This is a genomic window from Flavobacterium plurextorum, from assembly GCF_024638035.1.
Taxonomy (GTDB): Bacteria; Bacteroidota; Bacteroidia; order Flavobacteriales; family Flavobacteriaceae; genus Flavobacterium; species Flavobacterium plurextorum.
The window spans coordinates 2,084,727-2,098,097 of the sequence record NZ_CP100442.1; the positions used below are offsets into that span (position 1 = coordinate 2,084,727).

The following is a 13,371-nucleotide window of genomic DNA, read 5'->3' on the forward strand; positions in this document are numbered from 1 at the left end:
AATCTTTAAGAGTAGGTATTAAATAAAATTAAAAACAAAAAAAATGAGAACAATCAAACATTTAGCAATTATCGGAGTGGTAGCACTAATGTCAGCTTGTGCAAGCACAGCCAATTTTCCCGTTTCGAGCACAGTACCTGCTGCGAATATTACCGCTACAAAAAAGCAGGACAAAAACAAAAATTTTGTAATTGAAGTAACTGCAATAAACTTAGCGGAAGCTAGTAGATTAAATCCCCCTAAAAACAACTACAGTGTTTGGATAGTTGTTGAAAATGGAACCACTAAAAATGTTGGTCAATTAATTAACAAAAATGCTAAAAAAGCAACATTGAAAACAACAACTCCATTTAATGTTAAGGAAATTTTCATTACAGCTGAAGAACAAGGAAATTTGAATTACCCAGTTGGGACAGAAATTTCTCGAACTACTTTCAATAAGTAATGTTATGAAGTTTTTAAAAACATTTGTACTGCTACTCCTTTTTGGAGTAGCAGTTATTTTTATTGTACAAAACTTAGAAACCGTACAGTTGTCTTTTTTAAAATGGAGTGTTACTATACCTTTATCGTTTGCAACTGCTATAATTTACATTTTAGGTGCAATTTCAAGTGGTTTAATATTTTCAATTCTGAAAAAACTAACAATTGAAGATTCTGATAAGATAAGTTAATTTCTAAAAACAAACAATATGAGTACAGAAGAAAAAAATAATTTTGTTGAAACCTCTCAAAGTAAAACCAAAACACATTCAAAGAAAAACTTGTTGGCTTTTTCAAAAACAATAAAGCTGCAACAGTTTTAATCGTATTGTTGTTGGTCGTTTTTATCTCGTTTTCCATTAAAATTCGCATAAACGATAAAACCTTTAATAATGAGAAAACACAATTGATAACTCAATATGAAAGCAAAATTGACAGTTTGCAAATAAAGCACCTTGAGTTTGCTACAGAAGTTTTTTCGTGGTCAGTAAGAAGCGAATTACTAAGGAATAACACTGAAAATCTCAATCAATTACTCAGTATTTTTGTCCGACAGTCTGGAGCAGATTTGGTGCAACTTGTAAACCCAAAGGACAATATTGTTCTATTATCGTCAGACAAGAAATTTGAAGGAACTACTCTTGAAACAACAGGTTTTTCAAACCTTACAAACACTAAAGTTTATACAAAAGAAATTTTAGTAAAAATTGTCAGTCCTGTAATGTGATTTAACGATAAAATTGGGGTTCTGCTAGTAGTGTTGAATAAATAACCACTGGCTATAACAGCAGTTTGGCAAAATGGCGGGTTCAGTGCTAAATTGAACATTCGGTTTTCAAATGAAGTTTAGTGCTAAATTGAAAGTAAGTGCTTCTAAATCCGCCACTTCGCCAAGCTGCAATCCGTTATAGCCAATGGTAGAAAGTGTACTTTCCTGAAATAGGTTGACTAAAAATTAAAGAATCCAAGAAGAAAATGATAATAGATATAAATAACGGTAAAATTGAAAATTTACATAAATCGTTTAAAGCCAAATTAGGTACTAAGTTTGCGAAAAATGGTTATGAATACAAATCTGTAATTAGAAAAAAAGGAAATGATTTTACTATCAGCGGCTTTTCTTTCGGAAATGGATTTGATTTTAATTCAATAAATGGAAGTATTGAATCTCAATTTCAACTGGCAATAAAAGAAGATAATAACAATTATTTGCGTTTTATAATTATTAAGAGTGGTGAATTAATTCATACATTATCCAAAAATATTAGATACCGCTTGAATGATGGCTTTTCTTCAATTGTGGCAGCAAAAGGAATCAACCAACAATCAATAATACTTCCAAATCAAAAAAATATTGAGCTGTTTATTTTGCAAGTCGACACAAATAGATTTGAATTTGATTTGGATAATGCTTTTTTTTCAATTCCTAAAAATTTTGTAAAAGTACTTGGCAATGATGAAATGGAAGAACATTTTATTTATCAAAGTCACTATAGTTATTCTATTTCGGAAGTTCTCTCCGAAATTTTAAATACACCAAAAGAAGGTTTAACCAAACGATTTTTTCTCGAATCAAAAGCATTGGAACTTCTATGGATTAGCACAGAACAATACCTAAACGAATTGAAATATGGGTATGACAATACAGTGCTGAAAAAAGTAGATATGCAACTAATAACTAAAGCTAAGGAGTATATTCATCATAACTTCAACACACCTATTACACTCAGTATTTTGTCTAAAGAATTGGGAACAAATGAAACAAAGCTAAAAACAGGATTTAAAAAACTATACGGAAAGAGCTTCCTAAATATTTTAATGGCAGAACGTATGAATAGAGCTAAACTGTATTTGGAAGAAGAACAATTAAGTATAAAAGAAATTGCATTTGCTTGTGGTTATAAAAGCGTTTCAATGTTTACCTCAAGATTTAAAGAATATTATGGAATTTTACCAAGCAAGTTCAAATAATCTCAAAAAGGTGTATTTCTATCTGATGCGGGTCTAATAGTATACACCTTTCAAAATAAAGCTAATGAATATTATCTTTGCTAATAATAAATAAAATTAAAAAAAAAATGACAACAATTAAAAATTTAGTAATCATTGGTGTAGTTGCACTAATGACATCTTGTGCAAGCACAGCCAAGTTCCCTGTCTCAAGTACAGCACCTGCTGCGGATATCACCGCTACAAAAAAACAAGACAAACATAAAAATTATGTTATTGAATTAACTGCAAAAAACTTAGCGGAAGCTTCTAGACTGAATCCACCAAAAAACAACTACAGTGTTTGGATAGTAGTTGAAAATGGGGCAACTAAAAATGTTGGCCAATTAATTAACAAAAATACTAAAAAAGCAACCTTAAAAACAACAACCCCATTTAATGTAAAGGAAATTTTCATTACAGCTGAAGAACAAGGAAATTTAAATTACCCTGCTGGGATAGAAATTTCTCGAACTACTTTCAATAAGTAATGTTATGAGGATTATAAAAACATTTGTACTGCTAATCCTTCTTGGAGTAGCAGTTATTTTTATTGTACAAAACTTAGAAACCGTACAGTTGTCTTTTTTAAAATGGAGTGTTACTATACCTTTGTCGTTTGCAACTGCTATAATTTACATTTTAGGTGCAATTTCGGGTGGTTTAATATTTTCAATTCTAAAAAAACTAACAATTGAAGACCCTGATAAGAAAAGTTAATTTTTAAAAACAATCAATATGAGTACAGAAGAAAAAAACAATTTTGTTGAAACCTCTCAAAGTAAAACCAAAAACACATTCAAAGACAAAATTGTTGCCTTTTTCAAAAACAATAAAGCTGCAACAGTTTTAACCGTATTGCTGTTGGTTGTTTTTATTTGGTTTTCTATTAAAATTCGCATAAACGAGAAAAATTTCAATAATGAGAAAACACAATTGATAACTCAATATGAAAGCAAAATTGACAGTTTGCAAATAAAGCACCTTGAATTTGCTACAGAAGTTTTTTCGTGGTCGGTAAGAAGCGAATTACTAAGGAATAACACTGAAAATCTCAATCAATTATTAAGCGTATTTGTCCGACAGTCTGGGGCAGACTTGGTTCAACTTGTAAATCCAAAAGACAATATTGTTCTATTATCGTCAGACAAAAAATTTGAAGGCACTTCTCTTGAAACAACAGCTTTTTCAAACCTTACAAGCACTACAGTTTATACAGAAGCAAATTCAGTAAAAATTGTCAGTCCGGTAATGGGTTTTAACGATAAAATTGGGGTTCTAATCGTAGAGTTAAAATCTAACGATTCAGCACTCTGAAAGGCGGAATCCGAACAGCTTTACGAGTAGGAAAATTTAATCAAATTTAAAATCTAAACAAAATGAACAAAGAAGAATTCAAATCGAAAGCTAACCAAACCATTGATGAAATTTCAGCAAAAATCAATGAGTTAAAAGCAAAAAAAGAATCGGTAAAAGAGGATGTTAAGTCAAAATATGAAGAAACTATCAAGGATTTAGAATCTAAAAAATCTGACTTAGAAAGCAAATTTGCAGATTTGGAAAATGCTGCTGAGGAGAAATGGGAAGAAACGAAAGAGGTATTTTCTACCGCTTCCGATTCTTTTAAAGAAGGGTTTGATAAGTTAAAATCCTTATTTACTATCGTTGTATTGGCGTTAATTTTAGCGTCTTGTGGTTCGTCTGACAAAGACAATAAAGAAACAACTATAGAAGATGTTAAAGAAGAAGTATCTGATGTTGTGGATGTTTCTAAAGATTTAGCTGCTGAAAAATGGGAAGAACTAAACAAACAAGTTGAAGAAATGAAAGCTGACGTTGCATCAAGAGCAGATAAAGCGGAAGCAAAATATAAAAGTTTGAGTAAAGTGGTTCAGGAAAAACTAAAAACTCAAAAGCAAAAGGTAGATGGACAACAAGCTACACTAAACAAAAAAATGGAAGAATACCAAGCAGCCGCTAATGACAAAAAAGAAGAAGTAAAGGCTGAAATAGACCAACTAAAATCTGCTTTAGATGAAAGTATTTCTACTTTTGAGAAAGAAATGGAAGAAAATGAAAAACAAAAAAAGTAACCTGAAACTTACCGCAGTCCTATTTTTTTTTATTGTTTCAAGCACATGTTTTGGTCAGTTTAACGAAATTATTAGAACAGGTAGACCTGGGCAATCCATAGGTGCATTTACCGTTGGAAAAAATGTATTGCAATTTCAGCAAGGTATAAATTACTATTCCATTGAAGACACAAATCCTATAAAAGGGTTTGTGTCTAATAATATTATTAGATATGGTATTTCAGAAACAATTGAAGTAAGCACATTAATAGACTACCAAAATGAAGAAATTAGTTTTGAAAACAATACTTATAAACATAGAGAAGGCATAAGTAATTTACATTTTGGGTTTAGAGCACATATTAATGAGCAAAAAGGTTGGTTCCCTGTTACTGGGTTTCAAATGCGTTTAAAAATCCCAAATGTTTCTTGTGAGTTTGAAACTAAATACGTTGCGGCAGATATGATTTTTGTTGCCAATTGGGTTTTACCTAAAAACATGAGTTTAGCTACTAACTGGGTAATGTCATATAGTGGCAATGACCCTAATCCGCTTGGTAAATATGTTATAAACTTTGGTTTTCAAATTCATAAAAAGTTAAGTGGTTTTGTTGGTAACTATGGACAAATTAATCAATCTGTTTTTCAAACTCGTTTTGAAGGAGGGTTTGCTTATCTAATAAATAATGATTTTGCTATCGACTTGTCTTCTGGCTTCGGAAAAAATCAAGGTCTTACTGATTATTTTGTAAGTACAGGGATTAGTTATAGGTTTCTTAAATTTAGGAATAGTGTAAAATAATATGGAAAAATCAATACAGTTTTACAACGCAGTAATTCAATATTTTAGAGAAAACTACATCAACCTTGTTTTTATTTTAGCATTTGTAGTAGTTGGGTTTATAATTTCCAACTTCCTGCAACGCAGAGTGAAATTGAGGTTGGCCAAGAAATCGCCTAATCACATCACGGCTAATTTCACCTCGCAAATAGTGGGTTTTGTTCTGAAGTCAATTGTTGTTTTCACTACTCTTTATTTACTCGGGTTAAGTTCATTTACCAATAAGTTACTTTCTGGTGCTGGATTATTAACCTTTGTAATAGGTTTTGCATTAAAAGATATTGGCGAAAACTTTTTGGCGGGAATTATTCTCGCATTTAAAAGTCCGTTTAGGTTGGATGATTTAATTGAAGTAAACGGCATAACAGGTCATGTAAAAGATATAAGCATTCGAGAAACAATGGTAAAAACTCCCGATGGAAAAGATGTTTTTTTACCCAATGCCATTCTTCTCAAAAATCCCTTATTCAACTATACCTTGGATGGCTATCTGCGGTATGAATTTACAGTAGGCATTGCCTATGAAAACAACCCAACGGAAGCCATTAAAATAATCATTGAAAGAGTAAATAATGTGGAGGGTGTTTTGGAAGGCGACAAAAAGCCAATAATAGCGATTGATGAACTGGCTACAAACTCTATCAATATCAATGTGAAATTTTGGATAAATACTTTTAAATCTACCAAACGTTCTGTCCATAATAACATTCGTTCGCAGGTGATGAATGACGTTGTTGAAGCTCTAATAGCAGGCGGTTTTAGTTTGCCTGCAAATATTGTAGAGTTAAAAAACTATGACTTAGCGAACAAGCTAAAAGTAACAAGAGATTAAGTATACTAACTTGAAAGAACCACTGGCTATAACATCACCTATACGCAAGCAGGGGTTTCGTGCTTCGTAGGACAGGAAAGTGATAAATTTGAAGTTCAGTTCTTCGTAGGAAATTCAGTGGTTAAAATCCCTGCCTGCGTATAGCTGAGAAACGTTAGCACTCATTATAACAGAAAGATACCGAATGAAAATAAACTTCGACATCGACAAATTTGTAAGGCACTTAGAAAAGTATAAATCTGACTTGCCAACTTTATACAATTGGAACGCAAAAATTGAAAGGCTTGTTGAATTGGAAACCCTAACAGAAAGTCAAGTAAAGGAAATTAACGCATCATCTCGTTACGAAAAAGAACTTCAACTTAAAAAAATCGTCGGACGAAAACTAAACGAAACATTAAAGACAAATAAACCTTTATTTGACAAACTCTGTTTATGGGTTATTAAAGATTGGGGAGGTATTTTAACAGCCAAAGACGATGATACAATAAATCTTATCACGACCTTCTTAGAGCAAGACAAACCTGATTTTAATAGAATTGCTAGTTCTTCAAAAGTTGGCTCATATTTATTTCCAGACAGAAACATAATTTACGACTCTCGTGTTGCGTACTCAATTAATTGGATTATTTTATCAGAAAATGCAGGACAACAATACTTTCCAATTCCAGAAGGTAGAAATTCAAAAATGTCTGCATTTGATCTAAACGTATTGATTAGACTAAAAAATATTTCCGTTTATCACACACCTGACATCAAACATTTAGACCACAAACTTTTTATAAAAAACTCCGACAAGAAACTTTTCATAAATAAAAAAGACGCATACTACGAACTGAATAATCTCGTAAAGCAGATAAATCAAAAGTTATGGAAAGGTGACAAAGAAAAAGAGGAAAATTTATACTACACAGAAATGCTATTGTTTTCAATCGCAGACAGAGAAGTATTTATGGATATAACCAAAAGGTATTCTGAAAATTGACCGAAGAATAACGAGTGCTAACACACGCTACAAGCGATTTGGGCATTTGGTTTAATTTAAAAATGGTTTTGTATTTGTGAGAATTTGATTAAGCCGAAAAATAACGCTAATTTAGACCCAAACCGCGTGTAGCGCGAGAACGTTACCTGCAACCCTATGACAGAACGCATAAACAATCAACCGAGAGACAAAATAAATGAAAGCAACTAAAATATTTACAGATTTTTTTAACAGCGAAAAAGCAGGTGGTCTTGTTTTAATTGCTTGCACAATTTTATCATTGACACTTGCTAACTCAAATTTTGGAGCAAGTTATCACGACTTTTTCCAAAGTCAACTTGCAGGACACAGTTTTGAGCATTGGATTAATGATGGTTTAATGACTATTTTCTTTTTGCTCATTGGATTGGAATTAGAAAGAGAAATTTATCAAGGCGAACTTTCAAATATCAAAGACGCTTTATTACCAATTTTTGGTGCATTGGGTGGAATGCTGATTCCAGCAGGAATATTTTTGTTATTCAATTATGGAACTGCAACGCAATCAGGTGCAGGTATTCCAATGGCGACAGATATTGCTTTTGCTTTGGGAATTTTATCACTGTTAGGCAATCGAGTACCAACTTCTCTAAAAATATTTTTGACAGCATTAGCAGTTATTGACGATTTAGGAGCAATAATTATTATTGCCATTTTCTACACCAAAACTTTACTTTGGACAAACCTATTTATCGCATTAGGAATTTGGCTTTTGTTATTTATCATCGGAAAACTAAATGTGAGAAATTTAATTCCCTACTTAATAGGCGGAGTTGCAATGTGGTATTTTATGCTTCATTCAGGCGTTCACGCCACTATTACGGGTGTTTTGTTGGCATTTGCCATTCCATTTGGTAATGGAGGCGAAAAATCAACTTCGTATATTTTGCAACATTTTCTACACAAACCAGTTGCTTTTATAATTTTACCAATATTTGCGTTAGCCAATACAGCAATAGTTTTTAGTGGCGACATTTCACAAACATTGACAGAAAATAACAGCTTAGGAATAGCACTTGGTCTAATAGTTGGCAAACCTTTGGGTATTTTTCTTTTCGCACTTTTAGCAGTCACTTTTGGACTTTGCAAACTACCATCAGATTTAAATTGGAAGTCAATTTTTGGTGTAGGACTTTTGGCAGGAATAGGTTTTACAATGTCTATTTTTGTAACCTTACTTGCTTTTGACAACGAAACAATAATAAATAACTCAAAATTAATAATCTTAATTTCTTCATTAATAGCAGGACTTTTAGGTTTTTTTGTTTTGAACGGGATTTTAAACAAAACATATATAGACGATGAGCAATAAAGTGTTTGATTTTATTAATCTTCATAATGGTGAAGAGGAGCAAAAAAAAGTTTTAGAAAATATAAAATCCAATATTTCTTTTCGTGGTTCTAACTTATGGATTTTGGCTTGTGCAATCGTAATTGCATCAGTTGGTTTAAATGTAAATTCAACAGCAGTCATCATTGGTGCAATGCTTATTTCTCCATTAATGAGTCCAATAGTTGGAGCAGGATTTGCCTTGGCAATTTATGATTTCGAATTACTAAAAAAATCAGGAAAAAACCTTTTAATAGCAACTATTGTAAGTTTAGTAGTCGCTTCAATTTATTTTTTCATAAGTCCTTTTAAAGAAACTCAATCAGAATTATTAGCAAGAACATCTCCAAATATTTATGATGTTCTTATCGCTTTTTTTGGAGGTTTAGTAGGTGTAATTGCTCTAACAAGAGTAGAAAAAGGGAATCCAATTCCAGGCGTGGCTATCGCCACGGCTTTAATGCCTCCTCTTTGTACAGCAGGTTATGGTTTAGCGATAGGAAATTTTTCATATTTTTTTGGTGCTTTTTATTTATACACGATTAATTGCTTTTTTATATGTATTTCTACTTTTTTGATAATTAAATATCTAAAATATGAACCTGTAAGAAGTTTGAATCCTAAATTTGAAAAACAAATTAGATATGGCATCACTTCTTTAATTTTGATTATGATAATTCCAAGTTTTTATTTGGCATATAATCTACTCAATGAAAAAAAGTACGCTCAAAAAGTAGAACGGTTTATCTCAAATGAGTTTACAAATAAAGGCTACACAATTATTTATAAAAACACAAAATTTAATTCAAATCCTAAAAAAATTGAAGTCGCATTTTTGACCAAAAAATTTAATGCTGAAGAAATAAAAGTGTTAAATCAAAAGTTAGTTCAATACGATATTAGCAATACAAAATTAGAAATAAAACAAGATGCAAAAGATTTAAAAAGTGAAATTTTAAATGAATTAAATAATCAGAATAAAAATTTATCTGAAAAAGATGTTTTAATAAATAATCTTCAAAATGAACTTGGAGAATATAAATTTGATAATTCTGATATTCAGAAAGAATTAAAAATATTATTTCCAGAACTTAAAAATGTATCGTTTGGTAGACATTCAATAAATCAAAATACTGATAGTGCAAAAGTTCTAACAGTTGTTCTTTATCAAATTGACAATAAAAAGGAAAATGTAGATACAGAAAAAATCAGAAATTGGTTAAACCAAAAATTGAAAACAACAAATGTGAAATTAATTAAGCAAGAATAAGGGCAGCAGGTAACAGCAGTTTGGCAAAATGGCGGGTTCAGTGCTAAATTGGACATTTGGTTTTCAAATGAAGTTTAGTGCTAAAATGAAAGTAAGTGCTTTAAAATCCGCCACTTCGCCAAGCTGCAAAACGTTATAGCCAATGGTAGGACGACAGACACAGCAAAATGACCACACATTTCAAAGGAGAGAATGCCGAAAATCTTTAAGAGTAGGTATTAAATAAAATTAAAAACAAAAAAAATGAGAACAATCAAACATTTAGCAATTATCGGAGTGGTAGCACTAATGTCAGCTTGTGCAAGCACAGCCAATTTTCCCGTTTCGAGCACAGTACCTGCTGCGAATATTACCGCTACAAAAAAGCAGGACAAAAACAAAAATTTTGTAATTGAAGTAACTGCAATAAACTTAGCGGAAGCTAGTAGATTAAATCCCCCTAAAAACAACTACAGTGTTTGGATAGTTGTTGAAAATGGAACCACTAAAAATGTTGGTCAATTAATTAACAAAAATGCTAAAAAAGCAACATTGAAAACAACAACTCCATTTAATGTTAAGGAAATTTTCATTACAGCTGAAGAACAAGGAAATTTGAATTACCCAGTTGGGACAGAAATTTCTCGAACTACTTTCAATAAGTAATGTTATGAAGTTTTTAAAAACATTTGTACTGCTACTCCTTTTTGGAGTAGCAGTTATTTTTATTGTACAAAACTTAGAAACCGTACAGTTGTCTTTTTTAAAATGGAGTGTTACTATACCTTTATCGTTTGCAACTGCTATAATTTACATTTTAGGTGCAATTTCAAGTGGTTTAATATTTTCAATTCTGAAAAAACTAACAATTGAAGATTCTGATAAGATAAGTTAATTTCTAAAAACAAACAATATGAGTACAGAAGAAAAAAATAATTTTGTTGAAACCTCTCAAAGTAAAACCAAAACACATTCAAAGAAAAACTTGTTGGCTTTTTCAAAAACAATAAAGCTGCAACAGTTTTAATCGTATTGTTGTTGGTCGTTTTTATCTCGTTTTCCATTAAAATTCGCATAAACGATAAAACCTTTAATAATGAGAAAACACAATTGATAACTCAATATGAAAGCAAAATTGACAGTTTGCAAATAAAGCACCTTGAGTTTGCTACAGAAGTTTTTTCGTGGTCAGTAAGAAGCGAATTACTAAGGAATAACACTGAAAATCTCAATCAATTACTCAGTATTTTTGTCCGACAGTCTGGAGCAGATTTGGTGCAACTTGTAAACCCAAAGGACAATATTGTTCTATTATCGTCAGACAAGAAATTTGAAGGAACTACTCTTGAAACAACAGGTTTTTCAAACCTTACAAACACTAAAGTTTATACAAAAGAAATTTTAGTAAAAATTGTCAGTCCTGTAATGTGATTTAACGATAAAATTGGGGTTCTGCTAGTAGTGTTGAATAAATAACCACTGGCTATAACAGCAGTTTGGCAAAATGGCGGGTTCAGTGCTAAATTGAACATTCGGTTTTCAAATGAAGTTTAGTGCTAAATTGAAAGTAAGTGCTTCTAAATCCGCCACTTCGCCAAGCTGCAATCCGTTAGCGGTCAGCTTCAAAAACGAACCGCAAACGGGAAAGCCGAAAACCGAATGGAGTAAGCAAATTTAAATGGAAAAAAAAATGAAAAAAATAATTTTTACTTTAGCATTATTATTAGTAACTACATTTGGATTCAGTCAAAAACTTACTTATTCGAAAGATTATAATGGCAATACTGTGGCAAAAGACCAATATGGCAATATTGTAGCAACAGGTTCAACAAATTACAATGGAGATTTCGTATGGAAAGACAAATACGGTAATGTAATAAAAACTGATTCTGAAGATTATAACGGAAATACTGTTTCAAAAGACAGTTATGGAAACAAACAAAGTACACAATCTACTGATTATAATGGAAATGAAGTTGTAAAAGACCAATATGGCAATGTAATTTATACTTTATCAAAAGATTACAATGGAAATATTGTAAAAAAAGATAAATATGGAAATACTTTAGGTACTTATAAAAAAGACTATAATGGTAACTTGGTATTTTACCCGAACAATTAGTAAACTAATAACATTTGAAAATGAAATTCATAAAACATATAATTTGTATTCTTTTTTTATCATTAGGTATAAACGCTTATTCTCAATATATTCCAAGTACAACTACTGAATTTTCCAAATCAGAAAACGGAAGTATTGGAAAAGAAAAATTTACTTTTTCGTTATATAATTCATTTATTACTATTGTAGATAATTATTACAATACCTCTAAAAAATATGGCCCGATTTTTCTTGACGAAACAAGTTATGATAAGTATGGATATTATTCTGAATTTTACAAGCCCGACATTAAATCTGACCCTTTTGGTTTTACAAGCGGAAAAGCATTAATTGCTTACGTATTTACTTACACTTCAAAAGGTGGAAATATATTGTTCATTTTAGAAGCAAAAATTAATAGCCAACAAGTCAGTAGAAAAAATTTTTATACAAATGAAGGTTATAATAAACTAATTAGTAACCATTCTTCTAGTAATTCTGAATTAAAAGAAACCAATTTTGACATTTCTGATGTTATAATGAATTCAACTACTCTTTCTCAAATTATGGCTAAAATAAGTTTTTCGTTTGAACAAAGTGGCGAAAAGAAAAGAAGCGTTGATGGAGCATTTGATATTGTTACATACACAAATAGTAGTTTAATTCAAGCTCTTGTTAAATATACATCGCAAGGAAATGTTGCAGAAATTGTCTTTGTAATGCCTAAAACTTTTTCTGATTCAATTGATAATGAACTTATAAGGAAATATGGAACAAAATTTATTAATGGAGAAGAAGTAATTCAAAGAGGAGATTTAACTTATGCCATCAAATCTGATGAAAATATTGGAATTATTGTGATAAATTAAATATTAATAGGAAACGATAAAACCGAAAGTAAATTATGCAGAATAATCAAATGAAATACAAAATAAATCAAAGAGTAATTTGTGGTAATTTAAAGTGTTTAGTTATTGCCAACAAATCAAAACCTTATAGACCAAGTGTTGATGTTTATCATCGAAAAGAAATATTTCCTGAAAAGGATTATTTACTTTTCATATTAAAGGATATTACCACTGAAGAATATTTAGGAACTTTAGATGTTAACGAAAGTGAAATTGAGGATGTTGAATGGTAAAACATTGAAACCGAAAAAAAAGCCGAACCGCTAACAGCCGTTTGGCAAGATTGGGTTTATAGGCTTAATTGAAAGTTGGTTTTGTATTTGGAAAAATTTGTGTTTAACCGAAAAATCTCGCTTCTTTAATCCCCAACCTCGCCAAGCGCCAGAACGTCAGGCTGTGAAAAAACCTCTTTTTCAAACCAAAACCTCCAAATTTCAAGTCACTACAATTCAAATAAAGTCTTATACAGAATCACTTTTTTTAGGCTGCTAATTTCTGGGGATAAAAATTAGTTGTTTCAATATAGTATTTAATTAGAATTT

19 protein-coding genes are annotated in these 13,371 nt (G+C 31.0%); all 19 read left to right on the forward strand.

The genetic code is table 11. The features are described 5' to 3' along the window. Positions 1 to 43 precede the first annotated feature (43 nt). The gene (locus tag NLG42_RS09265; protein WP_257683566.1) at positions 44 to 445 is read left to right on the forward strand and encodes a hypothetical protein; all 402 of its coding nucleotides are present in this window, start codon (positions 44 to 46) and stop codon (positions 443 to 445) included. A 4-nt stretch (positions 446 to 449) separates the two neighbouring features. After that, positions 450 to 674, forward strand: a complete 225-nt coding sequence (locus tag NLG42_RS09270) for a LapA family protein (protein WP_257683567.1) — start codon at positions 450 to 452, stop codon at positions 672 to 674. Positions 675 to 889: 215 nt separating this feature from the next. Then, a complete protein-coding gene (locus tag NLG42_RS09275; RefSeq protein WP_257683568.1) occupies positions 890 to 1,210 on the forward strand; it encodes a hypothetical protein in 321 nt (106 codons plus the stop codon). A gap of 248 nt (positions 1,211 to 1,458) precedes the next feature. Next, entirely contained in the window at positions 1,459 to 2,454 is a 996-nt protein-coding gene (locus NLG42_RS09280) for a helix-turn-helix transcriptional regulator (RefSeq protein ID WP_257683569.1), read from the forward strand. A gap of 107 nt (positions 2,455 to 2,561) precedes the next feature. Beyond that, positions 2,562 to 2,963 carry a hypothetical protein gene (locus NLG42_RS09285; RefSeq protein WP_257683570.1) on the forward strand — a complete coding sequence of 134 codons (402 nt, stop codon included), beginning with the start codon at positions 2,562 to 2,564 and terminating at the stop codon, positions 2,961 to 2,963. A gap of 4 nt (positions 2,964 to 2,967) precedes the next feature. Next, on the forward strand, positions 2,968 to 3,192 hold the full coding sequence (locus NLG42_RS09290; protein WP_257683571.1) for a lipopolysaccharide assembly protein LapA domain-containing protein: 225 nt from the start codon (positions 2,968 to 2,970) through the stop codon (positions 3,190 to 3,192). Between the two features lie 18 nt (positions 3,193 to 3,210). Beyond that, positions 3,211 to 3,789, forward strand: coding sequence for a hypothetical protein (locus NLG42_RS09295; RefSeq protein ID WP_257683572.1), 579 nt, complete (start codon positions 3,211 to 3,213; stop codon positions 3,787 to 3,789). A gap of 62 nt (positions 3,790 to 3,851) precedes the next feature. Then, complete coding sequence (locus NLG42_RS09300; RefSeq protein WP_257683573.1) at positions 3,852 to 4,565, forward strand: sll1863 family stress response protein; 714 nt, start codon at positions 3,852 to 3,854, stop codon at positions 4,563 to 4,565. Continuing rightward, on the forward strand, positions 4,546 to 5,346 hold the full coding sequence (locus NLG42_RS09305; protein ID WP_257683574.1) for a transporter: 801 nt from the start codon (positions 4,546 to 4,548) through the stop codon (positions 5,344 to 5,346). Before NLG42_RS09300 ends, NLG42_RS09305 begins: the two co-directional genes overlap by 20 nt. A gap of 1 nt (position 5,347) precedes the next feature. After that, positions 5,348 to 6,217 (forward strand): mechanosensitive ion channel family protein, encoded by an 870-nt coding sequence (locus NLG42_RS09310; protein WP_257683575.1) that lies wholly within the window; start codon positions 5,348 to 5,350, stop codon positions 6,215 to 6,217. Between the two features lie 184 nt (positions 6,218 to 6,401). Further along, entirely contained in the window at positions 6,402 to 7,202 is an 801-nt protein-coding gene (locus NLG42_RS09315; protein WP_257683576.1) for a hypothetical protein, read from the forward strand. Between the two features lie 196 nt (positions 7,203 to 7,398). Further along, on the forward strand, positions 7,399 to 8,553 hold the full coding sequence (gene nhaA, locus NLG42_RS09320; RefSeq protein WP_076388494.1) for a Na+/H+ antiporter NhaA: 1,155 nt from the start codon (positions 7,399 to 7,401) through the stop codon (positions 8,551 to 8,553). Beyond that, positions 8,543 to 9,841, forward strand: coding sequence for a DUF389 domain-containing protein (locus NLG42_RS09325; protein WP_257683577.1), 1,299 nt, complete (start codon positions 8,543 to 8,545; stop codon positions 9,839 to 9,841). Before nhaA ends, NLG42_RS09325 begins: the two co-directional genes overlap by 11 nt. Positions 9,842 to 10,084: 243 nt before the next feature. Further along, a complete protein-coding gene (locus NLG42_RS09330) occupies positions 10,085 to 10,486 on the forward strand; it encodes a hypothetical protein (RefSeq protein WP_257683566.1) in 402 nt (133 codons plus the stop codon). Positions 10,487 to 10,490: 4 nt separating this feature from the next. Next, a complete protein-coding gene (locus NLG42_RS09335; RefSeq protein ID WP_257683567.1) occupies positions 10,491 to 10,715 on the forward strand; it encodes a LapA family protein in 225 nt (74 codons plus the stop codon). Between the two features lie 215 nt (positions 10,716 to 10,930). Next, positions 10,931 to 11,251, forward strand: coding sequence for a hypothetical protein (locus tag NLG42_RS09340; RefSeq protein ID WP_257683568.1), 321 nt, complete (start codon positions 10,931 to 10,933; stop codon positions 11,249 to 11,251). Between the two features lie 259 nt (positions 11,252 to 11,510). After that, positions 11,511 to 11,942: a hypothetical protein gene (locus NLG42_RS09345; protein ID WP_257683578.1), complete on the forward strand. Its 432-nt coding sequence runs from the start codon at positions 11,511 to 11,513 to the stop codon at positions 11,940 to 11,942. 20 nt (positions 11,943 to 11,962) lie between these two features. Continuing rightward, positions 11,963 to 12,790, forward strand: coding sequence for a hypothetical protein (locus NLG42_RS09350; RefSeq protein WP_257683579.1), 828 nt, complete (start codon positions 11,963 to 11,965; stop codon positions 12,788 to 12,790). A gap of 35 nt (positions 12,791 to 12,825) precedes the next feature. Next, the gene (locus NLG42_RS09355; protein WP_257683580.1) at positions 12,826 to 13,062 is read left to right on the forward strand and encodes a hypothetical protein; all 237 of its coding nucleotides are present in this window, start codon (positions 12,826 to 12,828) and stop codon (positions 13,060 to 13,062) included. Positions 13,063 to 13,371 lie beyond the last annotated feature (309 nt).